This is a genomic window from Variovorax sp. PAMC26660, assembly GCF_014302995.1.
GTDB lineage: Bacteria > Pseudomonadota > Gammaproteobacteria > Burkholderiales > Burkholderiaceae_C > Variovorax.
In genome coordinates, this window is sequence record NZ_CP060295.1 from 5,790,734 (window position 1) to 5,809,252 (window position 18,519).

General features: G+C 62.8%; 14 protein-coding genes. 9 read left to right on the forward strand and 5 right to left on the reverse strand.

Translation table 11 applies throughout. The annotated features are described in order from the left end of the window. Positions 1–87 precede the first annotated feature (87 nt). From H7F35_RS27345 to H7F35_RS34895, 5 genes are all read left to right on the forward strand, one after another. The gene (locus tag H7F35_RS27345; protein WP_187109664.1) at positions 88–2,733 is read left to right on the forward strand and encodes a PD-(D/E)XK nuclease family protein; all 2,646 of its coding nucleotides are present in this window, start codon (positions 88–90) and stop codon (positions 2,731–2,733) included. Next, on the forward strand, positions 2,730–5,987 hold the full coding sequence (locus H7F35_RS27350; protein ID WP_187109665.1) for a UvrD-helicase domain-containing protein: 3,258 nt from the start codon (positions 2,730–2,732) through the stop codon (positions 5,985–5,987). Before H7F35_RS27345 ends, H7F35_RS27350 begins: the two co-directional genes overlap by 4 nt. Next, on the forward strand, positions 5,984–7,222 hold the full coding sequence (locus tag H7F35_RS27355) for a TIGR03862 family flavoprotein (RefSeq protein ID WP_187109666.1): 1,239 nt from the start codon (positions 5,984–5,986) through the stop codon (positions 7,220–7,222). The genes H7F35_RS27350 and H7F35_RS27355 overlap by 4 nt, the downstream gene beginning before the upstream one ends. A 337-nt stretch (positions 7,223–7,559) precedes the next feature. Beyond that, positions 7,560–7,787, forward strand: a complete 228-nt coding sequence (locus H7F35_RS27360; protein WP_187109667.1) for a hypothetical protein — start codon at positions 7,560–7,562, stop codon at positions 7,785–7,787. A 15-nt stretch (positions 7,788–7,802) separates the two neighbouring features. Continuing rightward, positions 7,803–7,931 (forward strand): hypothetical protein, encoded by a 129-nt coding sequence (locus tag H7F35_RS34895; protein WP_261803373.1) that lies wholly within the window; start codon positions 7,803–7,805, stop codon positions 7,929–7,931. A 249-nt stretch (positions 7,932–8,180) separates the two neighbouring features. On the opposite strand, the gene H7F35_RS27365 is transcribed toward H7F35_RS34895, so the two are convergent. The 3 genes from H7F35_RS27365 to H7F35_RS27375 form a co-directional block, all read right to left on the reverse strand. Then, positions 8,181–8,393, reverse strand: a complete 213-nt coding sequence (locus H7F35_RS27365; RefSeq protein ID WP_187109668.1) for a hypothetical protein — start codon at positions 8,391–8,393, stop codon at positions 8,181–8,183. 102 nt (positions 8,394–8,495) lie between these two features. Beyond that, entirely contained in the window at positions 8,496–12,983 is a 4,488-nt protein-coding gene (locus H7F35_RS27370) for an RHS repeat-associated core domain-containing protein (protein ID WP_187109669.1), read from the reverse strand. 903 nt (positions 12,984–13,886) lie between these two features. Beyond that, positions 13,887–14,735 (reverse strand): hypothetical protein, encoded by an 849-nt coding sequence (locus H7F35_RS27375; protein WP_187109670.1) that lies wholly within the window; start codon positions 14,733–14,735, stop codon positions 13,887–13,889. A 143-nt stretch (positions 14,736–14,878) separates the two neighbouring features. Here H7F35_RS27375 and H7F35_RS27380 point away from each other — a divergent pair, with 143 nt between their 5' ends. Next, a complete protein-coding gene (locus tag H7F35_RS27380) occupies positions 14,879–15,463 on the forward strand; it encodes a recombinase family protein (protein WP_187109671.1) in 585 nt (194 codons plus the stop codon). Between the two features lie 16 nt (positions 15,464–15,479). Here H7F35_RS27380 and H7F35_RS27385 read toward each other — a convergent pair whose 3' ends face one another. Beyond that, a complete protein-coding gene (locus H7F35_RS27385) occupies positions 15,480–15,875 on the reverse strand; it encodes a Rap1a/Tai family immunity protein (RefSeq protein ID WP_187109672.1) in 396 nt (131 codons plus the stop codon). Between the two features lie 347 nt (positions 15,876–16,222). On the opposite strand from H7F35_RS27385, the gene H7F35_RS27390 reads away from it, so the two are divergent. Genes H7F35_RS27390 through H7F35_RS27400 form a run of 3 tightly spaced genes read left to right on the forward strand, consistent with a single transcriptional unit; the run spans position 16,223 to position 17,116 of the window. Further along, positions 16,223–16,519 (forward strand): hypothetical protein, encoded by a 297-nt coding sequence (locus H7F35_RS27390; RefSeq protein WP_187109673.1) that lies wholly within the window; start codon positions 16,223–16,225, stop codon positions 16,517–16,519. Continuing rightward, positions 16,516–16,791, forward strand: a complete 276-nt coding sequence (locus tag H7F35_RS27395; protein WP_187109674.1) for a hypothetical protein — start codon at positions 16,516–16,518, stop codon at positions 16,789–16,791. Before H7F35_RS27390 ends, H7F35_RS27395 begins: the two co-directional genes overlap by 4 nt. Then, the gene (locus tag H7F35_RS27400; RefSeq protein WP_187109675.1) at positions 16,754–17,116 is read left to right on the forward strand and encodes a hypothetical protein; all 363 of its coding nucleotides are present in this window, start codon (positions 16,754–16,756) and stop codon (positions 17,114–17,116) included. Before H7F35_RS27395 ends, H7F35_RS27400 begins: the two co-directional genes overlap by 38 nt. Here H7F35_RS27400 and H7F35_RS27405 read toward each other — a convergent pair. After that, positions 17,101–18,444: a site-specific integrase gene (locus H7F35_RS27405; RefSeq protein WP_187109676.1), complete on the reverse strand. Its 1,344-nt coding sequence runs from the start codon at positions 18,442–18,444 to the stop codon at positions 17,101–17,103. The genes H7F35_RS27400 and H7F35_RS27405 overlap by 16 nt on opposite strands. Between the last annotated feature and the right edge of the window lie 75 nt (positions 18,445–18,519).

Consider the following 18,519-nt stretch of genomic DNA (forward strand, 5'->3'; position numbering starts at 1 on the left):
TGGCGCGCCATGCGCAGACGCTATGGCACCGATAGCCAAAGCCCTTTGCGAGTCACCTCCCAGCGCTCTCCAACCCCTCGATAGAACATGAACGAAGGCCACCCTGTACAGGCCCTGTGGTGCGATCCCGCCGATGGCGTCGTCGCGCGAATCGTCCGCGCGCTCGCAGAGCGCCAACTGCACGCCGCGCGCACCGTCGTGCTCGTGCCCTATGCGCAATTGATGGGTGTTGCGCGCAGCATGTGGGCCCGTTGCGGCAGTCCCGGCTTCGTGCCGCGCTTCGAGACCACGCACAACTGGGCGCGCAGCGCGGGCGGCTTCGTGCCGACCGGCTACGACATCGCGCACGACATGGCGCGCGATCTGGTCACGGCACAGGCGCTGTTGTCGCAAGCCGGCTTCAGTGCCGAACGCTTCGCTTTGGCCGGCCGCGTGGTCGAACTGGCCTATCAGCTTGCACCGCTCGCGGCGGCCGTATCGCCGGAAGAGCGCAGTGCCGAATGGGCGCAGAGCGCTTCGCAAGTGGCCGAGGCCGGCAGCGAGTCCGAGTGGTTTCGCACCGAAAGCGCGCTGATCCGCATTGCCGTCGCCTGGGCCGCGAACTCGGGCTTTGCCACCGATGTGCTGATGCGCGAGTCCACGCGCGATCAGGTTGATGCGCTGATCGTGCTCGAGGGTTTCCAGACCGATCCGCTGACGCAGTCGCTCTGCACCTTGTGGGGCGACCGTGCCCTCCATCTCTCGCTGGTGCCTGCCAACGCATTGGCGGAGCCCGCCGCGTCGCACGTTGCCCTCGACCCCGAAGACGAAGCCGAACTCGCCGCGGCCTGTGTGCTGCGCCATCTCGCCGAAGACCGCGCACCGGTCGCGCTGGTCGCTACCGACCGTGCGCTCACGCGCCGCATCAGTGCCCAGTTGAAGGCGCAGGGCATCGTCACGCACGACGAAACCGGCTGGAAGCTCTCGACCACGCGCGCCGCCGCCGCGCTGATGAGCGCGCTGCGCGCCTGCGCCCACGACGCAGGCAGCGACCAGGTGCTTGAATGGCTCAAGAGCGGCGCCAGTGGCGACGCGCTGGCAGTTCAGTCGCTGGAAATACGCCTTCGACGCGAGGGCCTGCGTGACTGGTCGGCCTGGTGCGCTCTGGTGGCGCGCACCGGGGAAATGAAGGACGCGACGCTGCGGCCCTTCACCGACGCCATCGAGGCGCGCCGCGCCCCCATGATCCGCTCGCGGCCCCTGGCCGAATGGCTGCGTGCCCTGCGCGAGCTGCTGGAGGCTGGCGAGCAATGGGAGCCCCTCGCCGACGACCTCGCCGGTGGCAAGGTGATCGGTGCACTGTGGCTCGATGCAGACGCCCACGGCGATGACGACGATTTCCCCGGCGGCCGGCACACGCTCGCCGAGTTCACCGCCTGGGTGCGCGATGTGCTCGAAGACGCCAGCTTCGTGCCGCCCGCCGGCGACCAGGCACCGAAGGTCGTGGTCTTGCCGCTATATCAACTGCTGGGCCGTGCATTCGGCGCGGTGGTCATTCCCGGTTGTGACGACCGACGCCTGCCCGCGTCGCCCGAGCCACCCGGCAACTGGAGCGCGGCCCAGCGTGCCGAACTGGGCCTGCCTTCGCGCGACGTGCTCGAAGCCGCGCAGCGCGCGGCCTGGGCCGCGGCGCTGCACAACCCTTCATGCGAGCTTCTGTGGCGCCAGTCCGATGCCACCGGCGAGCCGGTGCGCCCCAGCCCACTGGTGCAGGCGCTGCACCTCGACCACGCCTTGCAGCCCGCTGCCGATCCGCGCACGCCGCGCGAGGTTCTCGTGCAGCCCACCGCGTACCCAACGCCTTCGGGCGCGCTGCTGCCGCTGCAGAACATCTCGACCAGCGTGTACGAGGACCTGCGCCGTTGCCCCTATCGCTTCTTCGCATTGCGGCAACTGGGGCTGCGCAGCGCCGACGAGCTCGATGCCGAAATCGACAAGCGCGACTTCGGCAACTGGCTGCACGCCGTGCTGGGCCATTTCCACGAGGCGCTGCTCGAAACCCCGACGCAGGACGCGCAGGAGCGCGCAGCACTCATCGAAGCCGCTACCCAGCGTGCGACACAAGAACTCGGCCTGTCGGATGCCGAGTTCTTGCCATTCGCCGCCGCCTGGCCGGCGGTGCGCGACGGCTATCTGGCCTGGCTCGTCGGGCACGAGGCGACTGGAGCCGTCTTCGTCGAGGCCGAGCCCTGGAAAGAGCAGCCGCTGGGCGACCTGAGGCTGATCGGCCGGCTCGACCGCATCGATCGCGCCGCCGACGGTCAGGCCTTCGTGATCGACTACAAGACCGAATCCGCCACTGTTTCCAAGGAGCGCGTGAAGGATCCGACCGAGGACACGCAGCTCGCGTTCTACGCGGCCTTGGTGGCCGACGACACCTTGCGCGCAGCGTATGTGAACGTGGGCGAGAAGTCCTCCGGCACGCAGACTGTCGAGCAACCCGCGGTGGTGGAAGCAAGGGACGCGCTGGTGGCCGGCATCATCAGCGACTTCACCCGCATCGCGCAGGGCGCGGCGCTGCCGCCGCTGGGGGAGGGCGCGGTCTGCGACTACTGCGCCGCACGCGGCCTCTGCAGAAAAGACTTCTGGAGCGATGAGGCCCCCCGGCTTGCCACTGCGTGTGCTTCGCCACCCCCCGAGGGGGAGGCGCCTCCCCCTTGGGGCGGCCCGGCGGTTGGAGGCAATACGAAATGAACGGCGCAGCCTACGAACACAACGGCCAGCACGTCACGCGCGAGGCCTTCTACACCGTCGCCTGCGACCCGCGCCGATCGGTCGCGGTCGAGGCCTGTGCAGGCGCAGGCAAGACCTGGATGCTGGTGTCGCGCATCCTGCGTGCGTTGCTCGAAGAGGGCGAATCGGCCTGCGAGCCGCACGAGATCCTGGCGATCACCTTCACCAAGAAGGCTGCCGGCGAGATGCGCGAGCGGCTCGATCAGTGGCTGGAGCAATTCGCCGAACTGCCCCCCGAAGAACTGGTGAAGCAGCTCGTGATGCGCGGTGTCGATCCCGTCGCCGCGCTCGCTGCGGTGCCGCGCCTGAAGGGCCTCTACAGGCGCCTGCTCGAAGGCGGCCGACCGGTGCAGTTCCGAACTTTCCACGCGTGGTTTGCCGGCCTGCTGCGCAACGCGCCGCTGGCGGTGCTGCGTGAACTGGGCCTGCCGTCCAACTACGAACTTCTCGAAGACGACGCCGAGGCACGAGGCCACACCTGGCGTCCGTTCTTCGAGGCGGTCACGGCCGACAAGAACGCGCTGGCCGACTACTACGCCGTCGTCGCCACGCACGGCCGTTCGCAGACGGCCAAGGCGTTGGGCGAGGCGCTGTCCAAGCGTGTCGAGTTCTCGCTCGCCGATGCCAATGACGTCGTCGACAGCGGAGTGCAGCCCGTCGGCGCCTTGTTCCCGTCCTATGCCGATGCGACCGATCCGGCCCAGGTTCTGTTCGACACGCCGGCCATCTGCGATGCGCTGTGGGCTGCCGCGCAGGCATTGGGCCGTGCCAGCGCGCCCACCTTCTCGGCCAAGGGCAGCGAGCTGGAGCAGGCCATCGGCGCCCGCCATGCGCAGGGCGTGCTCGATGCGTTGCTGACGCAAAAGGGTGAGGCACGCAAATTCAGCGAAAAGCTTGCCGGCCTGGAGCAGGTGCGTATTGCGCAGGGCCACGCCATCGAACACAGTGCCGCGCAGGCCCAACATGCGGCATGGCTTTTTCAGCAGCGCATGGCGCGACTCACGCGCATCCTGATCGCTGCCTTCGCCGAGGTGAAGCGTGCGCACGGCTGGGTCGACATGAATGACGTCGAACAGGCCGCGCAGTTGCTGCTGGGCCAATCGGCCCTGTCGGGCTGGGTGCAGGAACGGCTCGATGCACGCGTCGCACATCTGCTGATCGATGAATTCCAGGACACCAACCCGCTGCAATGGCAGGCGCTCTACGGCTGGCTCAGCGCATACACCGGTGCACAAGGCCGTGCGCCGCGCGTCTTCATCGTGGGCGACCCGAAACAGAGCATCTACCGCTTCCGTCGCGCCGAGCCACAGGTCTTTATCGCCGCCAAGAAATTCGTGCGCGAAGGGCTCGACGGGGAATTGCTCAACTGCGATCACACCCACCGCAATACGCGCGCAGTCATCGGGCTGGTCAATCAGGCGATGCTGGCTGCACAGGACGCCGGCGAGTTCGACGGCTACCGCGCCCACACCACCGAGCGCGGCGACGACGGTGAATTGCTCAAGCTGCCGGCCATCGACCGCGATGCACTCGGTTCGGCTGCCGAAGCGGCGCCTGCCGATGACGGCATGCTGCACTGGCGCGACAGCCTCGTCACGCCGCGCGTGCTGCCCGAGGAGCAACTGCTGCAGAAGGAGTGCGAGCAGGCCGCGCGCTGGGTCGCGCAACGCATCGCCGACGGCACGCCACCGCGACAGATCATGGTGCTGGCGCGTCGGCGCAGTCGCCTGTCCGCCATGCAGGACGAACTGCGGCAGCGCCACATTCCCGTGCAGCAGCCCGAGAAGAACGAGCTGCACGATGCGCCGGAAGTGCAGGACGTGGTCGCGCTGATCGATGCGCTGGTTTCGCCCGCGCACGACCTGTCGCTGGCACAGGCGCTCAAGTCGCCGCTGTTCGGTGTCGATGACGAAGCATTGGTGCAACTGGCATTGCGCCAGCGCGAACACCCTTCGGCAAGCTGGTTCGGCTTGATCCAGAAGGGCGAGGGCCTGCCGCCGGTGTTGGTCGATGCGGGCGTCAAGCTCAAGAAATGGCAGCGCTGGTTGATGTCGCTGCCTCCTCACGATGCGCTCGATGCGATCTTTCACGACGGCGATGTGCTTGCGAAGTTCGGCGCCGCAGTGCCCGCCGCCATGCGCCAGGGCGCACTGGCCAATCTGCGCGGCCTGCTGTCCGCGTCGCTCGATATCGAGGGCGCGCGCTTCGCCACGCCTTACGCGCTGGTGCGTGCCCTGCGCGCCGGCGGCGTGCGTGCGCCGTCCGTCGCCGCGCCCGATGCGGTGCAGTTGCTGACCGTGCACGGTGCGAAGGGGCTGGAGGCCGACACTGTCCTGATGCTCGATTGCGATGCCGCGCCGCCGCGTGCGCAGACCATGGGCGTGCTGGTCGAATGGAAGGGCAGCGACAGCGCGCCGACGCGCTTCGTGTTTCTTGCGAGCGAGAAGGCGCCGCCCGCCTGCGCGGCCTCGTTGCTCGAAGAAGAGCAGCGCGCGCGCCATCGCGAAGAACTCAACGGCCTGTACGTTGCGACCACGCGGGCGCGCGAGCGGCTGGTGCTGTCGTCGGTACGGCCGGCACGCGCCAACGAAGGCAGTTGGTGGGCGCGGCTGGAGCCGTTGTGCGAGCCCACCGAGGCTGACGAGCCGCTGGTCGCGTTGCCCGTTGAGACAGGTGTCGCGAGCTTCTCGATGAAGCGGATGCCCGTGCTGCCCGAGTCCGCCGCAGAGCAGCCGTCCACCAAGAAGGCTGCGGATGCCACGGTCGATGCGCGCGCCGCGGCCTTCGGCCAGGCCATGCACCGGCTGCTCGAATGGGCCGTGCCGGGCGAGCCGCTGCCGCCGGCCCACGTGCGCGCCGCGGCGCGTGAATTCATGCTCGATGCCCAGCAGGCACGCGGCACCGCGACACTGGCTGAACGCATCCGCGCAGGTGCCGGTGCCTGGGTGTGGGACGATCGCAGGGTCGACTGGCATGGCAATGAAGTCACGCTGGTCCATGAAGGAGAGACCTTGCGCATCGACCGCCTGGTGCGCGAGCGCGCCAGCGGTGCCTGGTGGATCCTCGACTACAAATCTGCCGCGCGCCCTGAACGGGACGCGGCGCTGATCGCACAGATGCAGCGCTATCGCGCAGCAGTGCAACATGCCTACCCTGGTGCCACGGTCCGCGTCGCGTTCCTCACCGGGCAGGGCGAACTGGTAAATCTCGAATGACCGTTTCTCCTGTCGTCGCCGTGATCGGTGGCGGACCTGCTGGCCTGATGGCGGCCGAAGTCCTCAGTGCGTCCGGCGCGCAAGTGCATGTGTATGACGCGATGCCCTCGGTGGGCCGCAAGTTTTTGCTCGCTGGGCGTGGCGGACTGAACCTCACGCATTCGGAGCCCTTCGATGTGTTCATGAGCCGCTTCGGCGAGCACCGCGCGCAGCTCGAACCGCTGCTCGCGCAGTTCGGGCCGCAGCAGGTGCGTGAATGGGCCGGCGGCCTGGGCATCGAGACTTTTGTCGGCACGTCAGGCCGGGTGTTTCCGACGGACATGAAGGCCGCACCTTTGCTGCGTGCGTGGCTGCAGCGGCTGCGCGCGGCAGGCGTGCGGTTCCATATGCGCCATCGCTGGCTGGGTGACGGGCCGTTCGACACCGCCGCCCTGCGTTTCGCGACGCCAGCCGGCGAGATCACGGCGAAGGCCGACGCGGTGGTGCTGGCGCTGGGCGGTGCAAGCTGGGCGCGACTGGGTTCGGATGGCGCATGGGCGCCGTGGCTGCAGGCGCAAGGCGTGGATGTCGCTCCGTTGTTGCCGGCCAATTGCGGTTTCGACGGCAGCGGCTGGAGCGAGCATTTCTCCAGTCGCTTCGCAGGCCAGCCCTTCAAGTCGGTCGCCATTTCGTTCACCGACAGCCAGGGGCGCCGGTTTGCGCGCAAGGGTGAGTTCGTGGCGACTGCCACGGGCATCGAGGGCAGCCTGATCTATGCAGCGTCGGCGCTGTTGCGCGATGAGATCTCCACTCAGGGCAGCGCGACGCTGTTGCTGGACCTGTTGCCTGATCGCAGCGCGGAACAAGTGCTGGCAGCGGTGAGGCACCCGCGCGGCGCGCGCTCCCTGAGCAGCCACCTCAAGAGTCGGCTTGGGCTTGAAGGCATCAAGGCCGGCGTACTGCACGAGGTGTTGAGCCGCGAGGCGATGCAAGACCCCGCGCAACTGGCGGCAACGATCAAGGCGGTGCCGTTGCGACTGGTTGCAGCACGGTCCATCGATGAGGCGATCAGCACTGCGGGCGGCGTGCGTTTCGATGCGCTTGACGCACAGCTCATGGCCAACGCGTTGCCCGGCGTGTTCACGGCAGGGGAGATGCTGGACTGGGAAGCGCCGACCGGCGGCTATCTGCTGACAGCCTCGATGGCGAGCGGCGCGGCGGCTGCGCGCGGCGCAATCCAGCGGCTGGGCCTGTGAAGGCCTCGTGCCGGCGGATGATTTTTTGTCGCTGAGAGTTTTTGCAAACCTCGTTTCATTTCGCATTGGAATGAAACGAGGCTGCGGAAGAGGTTGACGAGCCTTACCGCTGTCATGCGGCAATAAAAGCCCAATTAAATCAACAACTTAATGCCGGGCTAGAGACCTCAAGTGATACACGTTGGTGTCACAACGAAAGGTCACTTTAGCTCAATTCTCCCGGATCGTTGATATTCAACATAGCGAGATACTCTCTAATAGTAGTTTGTAATCTTCTTTGGCTATGGGCACAGTCGGGCTATCCGCCCACTTCGGCGCGGCTTACATCACCGAAAACATGCTGCTGCAATTTGCCCTCGACCATCGCGAAGTAGTCTTGAACACTGGCGGGTCCTTCTACCTCAAGACCACGCACAACGAAGTGTTCATTGCCCGCAGTCCAGATGCCTCTTGGTGGCCCCATCATCAAGCAGAAGGTAAGCAGGCCGGGGTCTTCACGGCGTTCGGCTGGCAACTGACTTACGACAAAGCTCCGGAGCAACTCGGCCACCGGCCAGGACGTTGAGAATTGAGCAGGGCAATGCCGATGAAGATCATTTCGACCCTGGCGGTCCTCGTTTCCCTGCTGATGCTCTACATCGGTTATGACCTCATCGGCTCCCCCTGGAGCAACGAAAAGGCCATCGGCGGGACCCTCGTGTATATCTGACTGGTGCCTTTCATGGGCGGCCTTGTTGGGCTCGTGAAAGGGCGCCGTGCATGAAGCGCTAGCGGAACCATCCACGTAGTCAGTTTTCGCACGACCACAAAGCGCACATCCTTGCCAGTCGCTAGGGGTGTGCTGGGAGCACCGATGGGGGCTTAGGGGGAGGGCGCCCGAGGGGCGTAGGTCGTCATCGGGGGCAGAGCATCGATGCGACCGCCAAGCTCCAGACTCCCCCATGAGTTTTAGATTTATTCATTCAATATCAATCACCCTATCAACAGAAAAAATAATCCCTTCAGCAATTAAAATAGGGTATTCGTATAACTTAATCTTCGCGCCAACCTGAAATTCTTCGACGTTTGATTTTTTGGTAATAGAAGTGATTTCAACACACTCATCAAAGAGTTCATCGATATAAGAGCATCCTTCTGGCAATTTCACCTGGCTTGGGTAGAGATCATTCAACACAAGAATACTTCCTCGATGGTCTTGCTGCAACCTTTTCCCATCACCGCACACATGAATTTTGCACGTGAAAGCTACTCCGCAATACGTTGTCATATCGACTCACTTGTAAGGAATGATTCCACCCGTGGCTTGGGCGTTTCTGTTTACCATGGGAAGACTAGCGCTATCGAAGCTAATTGCGGGGTGCCCAACATCAGTGAAAGATGTTCCGGAAGCCATGGTGGATTTGCAAATTTTCGACGTAACTATTCTTGTATTGGTTACGCGCGGATCCATGATTAAAGATGCGGATTGAAACCAATTCGCGTCGCCAGGAGACAGCCAAAACTGCTTGAACCCGGCCCCTGTTGGATTTCCCTCTATTGAATACATTTGAGTGCTCGCTATCGCAGAGAATTCAGCCGGACTAACTACTCGATATATCGATACATACCCCTCATCGCACGTACACGTTGTATCTCCACTTAAAGAGAGAGCTGCGCCGAGCACGCCGAGCGCTCTGCCTCCCAAGGAGACCGCCCATGGAGGGATGCTAATACCTCCCTCCGGAAATGGGAGTGTGGTTGCCCCGCCCTGCAGCCCTGCGGGGTCGGTGAATTTCAACGGATTCCCATCTACGTATCCAAATCGATTCCACCCTCCATCGAGCCCGATGGGATCGCCCTGCGTGTAGCGGCCAGTCGGAGGGCTGTACGTCCTATACCCGTTGTAGAACAGCCCCGACTCCTCATCCGCATACTGCCCCGGATACCTCAGGTTGAACTTCACTTCCGAGATGCCGGTTGTGCCCGGATGCGGCGCCACTTCCAGATTCGTGAACCGGTTCTTCGCAATCGTCGGCTTGTCTTCCCCGAACGCGCTGTAGCCCCACTGCCAGACCGCTTGTCCGTCTGCGTTGGTGAGCTTGCGCGGCGTGTTCAGGTGATCGCTGTGTACCGCGTAGGTGGCGTCGTTGATCACCGCCGCAATCGGCATCAGCCCGTTCGCAGTGGGCAGGTAGATGTACTGCGCTTGGCCGCCGCTGCTCGTGCCGCCACTGCCCACTTCTGCGATCAACGTGCCCTGCTCGTCGTAGACATACGCATAGCCCAACTGCTCCGCTTGCGTTGTGCTCGGGCTCCACAGCTTCGTGAAGAACGCAATCAGGCTCTGCATGAACCCTGGATCGGCCGCATTGCCCTGGCTCGGCGGATACAGCGGCTCGGTCTTGAACACCCGTTGCCCCAACGCGTTGTGGGCGTATCGGGTGGTCGGGCTGACATCGGTGGCGCCGGTGGTCGATGCACCGAGGCGCCCTTCGGCATCGTAGGTGTAGCTGCGCAAACCATCGCTCACCATGTCGCCGTTGGCGTTGTAGCCATAGGTGACGCTGGTGTTGCTCGCGCCGTTGATGCTCTGGATGAAGCCTGTCAGTTGGTTGCTCGATGCACCCACCGTGTAGGTTCGGCTGGTGCTCAGGCCGTTGACGGCCCGGGTGCTGCGGTTCCGGTTGCCGTTGGCGTCGTAGCCGAAGCCTGCGGTGTTGCCCGTGGCGTTGAAGCTGGTGATGCGTCCGACACTGTTGTAGCCCACGCTCCATGTCTGCGGCACCAGGGAGATGGTGCTGTGCGTGGGGTCGGTGTCACCGGGCTGGTACAGGTTCTGCGTCAGGCTGGTGATGCGGCCTGCGGCGTCGTAGACGTAGCTGCTGAACTCGGTGGTGGTCAGGCGGTCTGCGGTGTCATAGACCCGGCTGGCGGCCACTGCGGGGTTCGCGAAGGCCCAGGTCCATGCGGTGGGCTGGCCCAGCGGGTTCCAAGCGATGCCGGTGACGAGAGGGTTGCCGTTCCAGTTCAGGCCCACGAGGCGGCCGGTGGCGTCGTAGACGTGAGTGAGCGTGGCGCCGTTGGGGTAGCCGATGCTCGCCAGCGTGCCGTTGGCGTTATAGCCGTAGCTGACCTGCTGCACGCTGCCGTTGATCAGGGTCTGCTTCTTGAGGGTGACGCGGCCGAAGGCATCGCGGGTGTACTCGGTGGTGCCGCTGCGGTCCAAGATCTCGGACAGATACCCCTTGCTGTTGGCCGTGAGGTCGTAGCGCAGGGTGGTGGTCTTGCCGTCGGCGAAGACCAGGCTTGTGGGGCGGCCCAGCGCATCGCGGGTGATCGTCGTGGCCTGGCCCAGGGCGTCGGTGATCTGGCTGGGCAGGCCCAGGTTGTCGTACTGGGTGCTGGCGTTGCCCACGTCGGCGCTGGCTTCGGTGGTGGCGTTGCCTTGGGCGTCTCGGGTGTAGGCGGTGGCTACGCCTTTGAAGTCCTTGGCTTCGGTGACGGCGTCCAGGGCGTTGTATTTCAGCGTGGCCGTTGCGTTGGCGTCATCTCTCACGACCTTGATGCGGCGCAGGCCATCCAGGCTGTACTGGGTGCTCTGATTCAGACCGTTGGTATTGCGGGTCAGTTCGCCGTTGGCGTCGTAGCCGAACGTGCTGGTCTGGTTCGGACCTTCGGTCTTGCCGCTCAGGCGATTGAGATAGTTGATAGTGCGGGCGGCCTTCCAGGCAATGCTGCCGGTGCCGTCCTTGATCTGTTCGGTGGTGCGGTTACCTATGCCATCAAGGGTATAGGTGCCGCTCTCGCCTCGGTTGTTGCTCCAGCCGGTCAGGCGATGGGCTGCGTCGTAGGTGTAGGCCAGGACGAGGCCGGTGGGCAGCGTGATCGTCTCGACGGTGCCGTAGGCCTTGTAGGTGAGCGTGCTGGTCTGGCCGCCGATGGTCTGGATCAACAACCGGTCACGCGCGTCGTAGGTGTAGGTCGTGACGAGGCCATTGGGGGCGGTCGTGCTGGCTACGCGGTTGGCACTGTCGTAGGTGTAGCTGGTGACATGGCCGAGAGCGTTGGTGGACGTCAGGACGTTGCCGAGGAGGTCGTAGGTGTAGCTGGTGACGGCACCATTGGGCTCTGTCGTGGTGTTCACCAAGCCTTGAGGGGTGTAGGTCCACTGCCAGAGTTGGGTCTTGTTGGTGGCCGTGTCGGTGATCGTCTTCGACAGCGCATTGCCGAGCGTGTCGTAGGTGTAGGCGGTGGTGCGACCAGCTTCCGTCACGAGCACAGGCAATGCAAAGGTCGCATGCCATTGAGTGGTTACAGTCTGAGCATCGGGGGTGCCAGAGGCGTAGACCACGGTCGTGGGCAGGCGGCGGGCGACATCCCATGCCGTGGTGGTGACGATACCGTTGAAGTCGGTCTCAGAAGTCACAAAGCCATTTGCATCCTGGACTCGGGACGCGGCATCAGATCCACCATTGCCTGAAAGGAGAGAGCCCGCCGTGACCGCGAGTTGGCCCTTCGTGGTGCGATAGCTGTATGACCGCGACGTACCCAAAGGATCGATGATCGTCGCAGAGCCTGACGGCTGATAACTGACTTGGTAACCGTCTACCCCCCCGGCCAGTACGGAACTGGTGGCTCGCCCTTTGCTGTCGTAGCCAAAAGTGCCCCAGCGAGCGCCTGTTTCATCGAGGATGCCGGTTAGAGCCTTGGGGTATGCGGTGCTCTCGTATAGAAACGTCCGGCTCTTACCGTCGGAATAGACAACGGAAGAGAGACGGCTGGAACTGTCGTGGGTATATCCGATTGTTCGGCCGTCAGGAGTAACAAGGGAGACTAGGTATCCGTCGAGGTACGAAAGGAGGAGCGTGCGGCCGAATGCATTGGTTATGCTGACAACTTGCCCCGAACCGTTGTATGCGTAGCTACGGGCCCATCCGTTACTTGCCACGGTCGTCTGCAACCGACCATTCGCAGTGAAGTTATAGGTGCTGCTATTGTCAGAACGACGCCATATCCACGCGCCATCTCCTGCCTGCGTTAAGGTGTCAGCGCTGTCGTTTGCAGTCCAACTTTCATTGACAGAGAGCCGTGAGAAAGTGCGCTCAGTGCCGCCAGGCAAAGTGATCGCGACAGCCCTTGGCGCAGCGACGGGCACGGCGTTTAAGCCAACACTGTAGTTGTGAGACCAGCCTTGACCAAGGCCGGAAGATGCCCTCGTGTCATCGGTGGTCCAGTTGCTGCGATAGGTACGAGTGAAGGACAAGGCATCGGAACCGCTGTCGGTCCAATCGACTTCGCCACGGTACTTCTCACCGGTCGCAGGAAGGATAGGATTGCCGGCTCGCAATCCCGACATGCACATGGGAGGCTGCGATGTCTTAACCGGTCTGCAAGACGTGTGAGTTTCATCCTCCTCGAATCCCGGCCAGTTGCACTGGCAACCAAAGCCGGACGCCAAGCTGCCGTTCACTGGGCAAAATTCACGCGCCACGCGAAAACCGATATTACCGACCCAAACTCGCCCATCGGCCTTGCGCAGGGCATCGTAAGAACAATTCAAGCCATTTTCTGACTCTCGATAGTTGCCCAGTATTGTCCAGTTGCCGGGATAGTCGCTATAGGCTCCGCGCATTTGCTTATCGGCCGCCACAGGTCCAAGTGCCGTACAGGCTGCTAACTTGGATGGATATTCATCGGTTTGATCGTAAAGCGACCAAGTCTTCTCTGTCGGAATGTATGCCCAGACACTGCTGCTGATGAGCAGGAGGAGCGCTACGACCACAACACTGCTCGTGGGAAAAAGACGCCGGAATCTCAAGCCCCACAAGGGCTCAAACAGGTGATGCCGACTTTGCACTCGGTTACCAAGGGTTAGTCGCTCAAAAATATTGCGCGATTTTCCGCTGCGCAAATTCCAAGCGAAGCCCACCAAACACCGCAATGCATTTGCGATTCCCATTGCACTCTCCCCCATGCCTTCTCGTTTGCGTGTCTGAACGTCTACGGGCCCACTCTTCACGAGCCGTGACGATCAGCATTTCTTGAACAGTCAATCACCCCCTCAGGTGACGTGCACTGCCACGCAGCGCACTTCGTACAAGTTGTTTCAGGTTAGCCGAAAGGCCGCACCCGAACAACGACAGATCGATGGCACGAGGTAAGTTGCTCGCAGGCTGAATATGAAAGTACCCAGCGCCCGAAAGTGGCTGTTGTCGGTGGGCGACTGTTGGGGCGCTCTGCTCGCTGCCTTCAGCTGCCCACATGGGACTCAGAAGGAGGGCGCGGCGGTGCAGAGGCAGTTTGCTTTTGCCGCAAAAGTCCGAGAGCCCCCTCGAAGAAATCCGGGCGGCGAATCCCCCCCTGGCCCCCTCGCGTGCGCCCACCCGCGTACCGCGCCCGTCAACACAGGCGGACCGTGCATGCACCCGCTGGCGCATATAGGTGGCCCTGTTGTGTCACCGAATGGGCGTCATCAAAGCTGTGTTGCAGACCGTTAATCGGGGAGGCACGCCGGGTACTCTGCCTCCAAGCCACACGCAGGGCACCGGCAGTACACCGAGGGGTTGATGTGGAAATGTGGAACGTGGCGGTCTCGCTCAGCCGCGGAATCGTGCGCGGTGCAGTCTGGCGCCATGGGCTCGGTGCCACAGTGTGGGCAAGGAGGCAGTCAAGTCGACTACGAGTTCTACGGGATAGCTGGCGCGGGCTGAACACCGACACGAAGCGCGAGGTGGGCTAAAAGGCGAAGAAACGCGGAGCCGGAACTCAAGACATAGACGGTGAACTCCTCCGTTGGCGGCGCGAGGTTGTCTACTTGACCATGCCTGTACTCATGCATTCCCTGGACCCATTGGGCCATGCCCTCGAACATCGCCCCCCATACTCGTTGTTCAACCCCGTCCCCTGCAGAGACTGCAAGGTACTGGTCTCGAAGTTGAACTCGACACAGGTTCGCGTGGAGATTGCGTGCTGTTGGATTCAACTGCTTGGCGATGACTTCAAGCGCCTCAAACATCGACCGAATGGCTGGCTTCGTGTCTGGGGGGTGGCGATCAAGGTGTTGAAACGCAGACTCATAGCAGCTTCGAGCAACGGCCAGCACGGGGTCGTTGAGGATGGCCAAGGTCGCGGCACGCATCCCCTCGAACACCTCATCGACCGCGTAGTGAATGATGCCCTGTTCATCGATGCGAAAGCCCATGTGCTCCTCAGCAAGAGCGCGTTCCACAGATGCGCGGTAGATCGCGGCTGGCCGAGGACCACTCTGCCGAAGCAAGAAATTGAACGTAATTGTTATGGCAGTTAGCACCTCCTCCATCGGGCTCCGCGTGAAGAAATCGTTCCACAGCGTGCCCCATTGGCCGGTCGGCACGACGATACCTGCCTCGGCACGCAGTCGTCGCTTCACTTCGGCGCTCGACCCGTCGCCGTCTGGGAACGCTGCGCCGATCCGCACACGAAAGCGAGGGCTGTCGCCTCTAGGGGCAGCACGGTCCATATACCGGTAAATGAAAAGCGGGTGATCTGTAGCCATGCTCACATCGTATCGACTTGGTGGCGTCCGAATTCGACCGGATACGGACATCCTCGGCAGCTATGTCCAAAAAATAGCTTGACCCAATTTTGAACACACCCGATGATTCGGACGTCCTTTCCGTACATCAAAGAGGCCTCCCTATGTCCCGCGTGTTCGCCTACTGCCGCGTCTCCACCACCGACCAGACCACCGACAACCAAGTGCAGGAGATCGCTGCTGCGGGCTTCAGTGTCACTCCCCAGCGCACCATCGCGGAAACCGTGTCGGGGTCTGTAGCGGCCTCCGAACGGACGGGGTTCGGGATGCTTCTGAACAAGCTCGAAGCGGGGGACGTGCTAGTGGTCACCAAGCTGGACCGTCTCGGGCGCAACGCTATGGACGTGCGGAGCACCGTGGAGGGCCTTTCCGGCATGGGCGTGCGTGTTCATTGCTTGGCACTTGGCGGGGTGGACCTGACGAGTCCCGCAGGGAAGATGACGATGGGCGTTATCGCCGCCGTCGCGGAATTCGAGCGGGATCTTCTCATCGAGCGGACCCAAGCGGGGCTTGCTCGGGCGAAGGCGGAAGGAAAGACGCTCGGCAGGCCGCAGGCCCTGCAAGGGAGCGTGATTGACGATGTGCGCGAGCGGCTTCAGAGGGGTGAGGCTGTCGCCGCTATCGCCCGTGCCCACAACACCAGCCGTCAGACCATCATGCGCATTCGGGACGCTAACGCACCGGTGTGACCCCGCCTTCCGCCTGCTAGGGGCACGGAAATGCCTTCCGCAGCGCAGCCCTGATTGGTACCTCTGCGGGGAGCGAGTGAGTCTGAGGGTTCTCCTTCAGGTACTTCACGACGATCTTCACCAAGAGCAGCGGGTCGCCTGAGTCTTCCTTCGGACACAAGCCGTTGTCCGTCCTTCGAGCCTCAGCGGCTTCCGCCAAAAGGGCGCCCGCTGAGGCATCGAGGACGCCGATGCAGTAGCCTGACTGGAACGCCTCCTTTTGCTGCGTCTCCGGTGCATGCTTACGCAACGCTGCCTCGCACACCTTGAGGAACGGCCCGCCATCGACACCCGATGCGTGGGCTGCGCCACCCCCAAGGCCGCATGCAGAGGCCATCGAAAGCAAACCCAAAAGACGTGTGATGTTGTTCATCGCAAGAGTGTAAGAACCAACCGTCCCGGAACGTGCTGCCAGACATCCGTGAATGCTGTTGGAGATTTAGTGGGGCAGCCTATCCGTACAAAGATATGACCGAACGCAAGCTCCCACGGTCTATGAATACCTCAAGGCTCCCGTTTGAGCTACTCAGAACGAGCCCGGGCATGGATTTCGATTTACCCCTTGACTAAGACAACCCGGGCCGATCCACAAAACCGGCGCATTAGGTAGAGCCCACTTGGCCCACCTCAAGGTGCCCTTCCTGGCGCACCTCTCCGCCCCCTCTCGGTTCGCCGTCAGGGGGCTTTCTTTCGTCTTCACATTCACATCCTGAGCTTGCAATGGCACAACACCTGACCCCCCGCGTTATTCGCGCGTATTCCCTTCCCGTCGAACAGTTCGACCATCTCAAAAACTATCAACGCAGTCTTCAGTTCGCCGCCGACGCTGAAGCCGGTACGCCTGCCTGCGAAGGTGACGCCCACTGGATCACGAACAGTCAGACGCTCGCGCACATCCTTCACCACCACGGCCTGCTTGCCACCGTCGCCGTTCGCTCGGACATGCACATCGGCCCGTTCGTGTCGGCTCTGTACATGGGCGACTTGGTAGCCGGTCAGCCAGAGGTGCAATCGTGAGCGCCGCGAACGTCCCGGCCTTGTGCGTTTTCAGTCCCCCAAGCGGGCAGCCCATTCGCGGCTTCAGCGATGCTGCCGGGGCCTTTTGGTTCGTCACGCTCGACGTGCTCCCGGCGATGGGTCTGCGGGGCGGGCCGAAGATCATCCCGCGCATCGACGCGGCTGACAAGTCAATCATAGGCAAGGGCAATGCCTACGGCATGCACCCCGACACCATCCGCCGCAGCCGCACGCATGAAGAACGTCGTCTATCTTTTTCGCGCGGAGCGTAAAGTGCCGCGCCTTGTCGGTGAGAGCGACATCCTGTACATCGGTCAAACCAAGACCACTTTCGAGCGTCGATACAAGCAATGGGCCGCGCTCATATCTACGCTCAAGCGGAACGAGCATGCGCTCAAGGCATACGGGCCGATCACGCTGGCGGCTTGCGACTATCGGGTATTCGGGCAAAGCCTGCTAGTGGCTGAAAATCAGATGCTGTGGTGGTACTACGCCAACCATTTTGAGTACCCGCCCTTCAACTACACGCGAGCGAAAAACCCGAGTAAGGCCAAGCCGCAGCCGATGCCGAAGGTAAGCCCTCAGGAAGCCCCGTAAGGCCCCACAGCGGGCAACGTGAGGGCAGGGTACCGGATCGCCTCCACGGCCTCCTGAACCTCGCTCAGCGTGTGATGGTCATAGACCACCGTGCCGACGCTGCCCACGGTCTTGTGTCCGGTTACTTTATCCATCGTGCCATCGCTGACCCCCGCACGCCGCATCAACGGGCGCACCGTGTGGCGCAGATAGTGGAACGTGGGGGTGAGCCCCATCGCCTTGCAGTGAGCACCGAACCACCTCCCGAAGTAGTCGCTCGGCTTGCCCTCACGCAGCGGCAGGGACGGCCACAGCGAATCGCTACGAGACGCCTTGATGGTCTCGACGTACTTGAGGAATCCAAGCCGGATGAGTTCGCTGTGAATCGGAACGCTGCGGTGTCCTGCGTCGCTCTTGATGCTCTGGCCTTCGCCTTCGTTCGTCAGCACCAGAACGTGTACGCCTTCCACCTTCTGAACGTCAACCGTGCGTAGCTGGCACAGTTCCCCCAGCCGGGTCCCCGTGAACAATCCCAGAAGGGGAATCCAGTAGGCCGCCTCGCGACCACCGTAGCGGGCATCAGGAAGTGCATACGCCGTGTGCAGCGGGGAGGAGAACAGCGCCACAAGTTCATCGTTCGTCCACGGCCTACGCTTGTTCGTCGTCGTGGTCTTGATGTCCAAGCTGCGCCAGGGCTGCACGGGAATCCACTGCAAGGTTTCCGCCGCAAACTTCAGAAGCGACTTGATGTTTGTGAGGCGAGCCCCTTCAACGTTCGGATCGAAGGCTACCCCAAGCTTCAGCGCCTCGAAGCGCACCAAGGGCAGCACAGCCGCTCTACGGCGTTTCGCCAGATCGGCACCCGCGCGAGCATCGAGGAGGGCGTTCAAGCCTGACAGGGTTGCGGCGTCGTCGTCTGACAGCCCGGCGCCGAATGACGTGTCCCGCTCGGGCGGGAGGTACGGGGTAAGCGGTCCAATGCGGAGCGCTCGCGTGTTGTGCTCAACGGCTTTCGCTATGTCCGTGAGAGTAGCGATTCGTGCAGGGTCATCGCGTAGCAAATCGTCCATTCTGAGGACGCGGGCGCGAATCCTCAGGGCCAACTCTTGCGCCAACTCAGGGGTTATCAGCGCCAGAGGTTTGGGCTTCAGCTCACGCTTTTTTACGTCGAAATCGGCGAGCCATTCGGCCCGCTTCAGGGTCGCCAAAAGCGTTGCCTCGCGGCGGTCACTGGTGCCCAGAGCGATGTTCACCCGGGTCTTGCGATAGACCGCACGGAGTTCCTCCGGGATGATGATTCGGACGCAGTAGCGCGTTCCTCTGAGGTTCAATCCCTCGACCTTTGCCATGTCCTGTCCCTTCGTCATGTTGTACGGAGGTGACACAGCAAAGTGATACAGAGGGGGGCTCGTGAGCCCATGTCA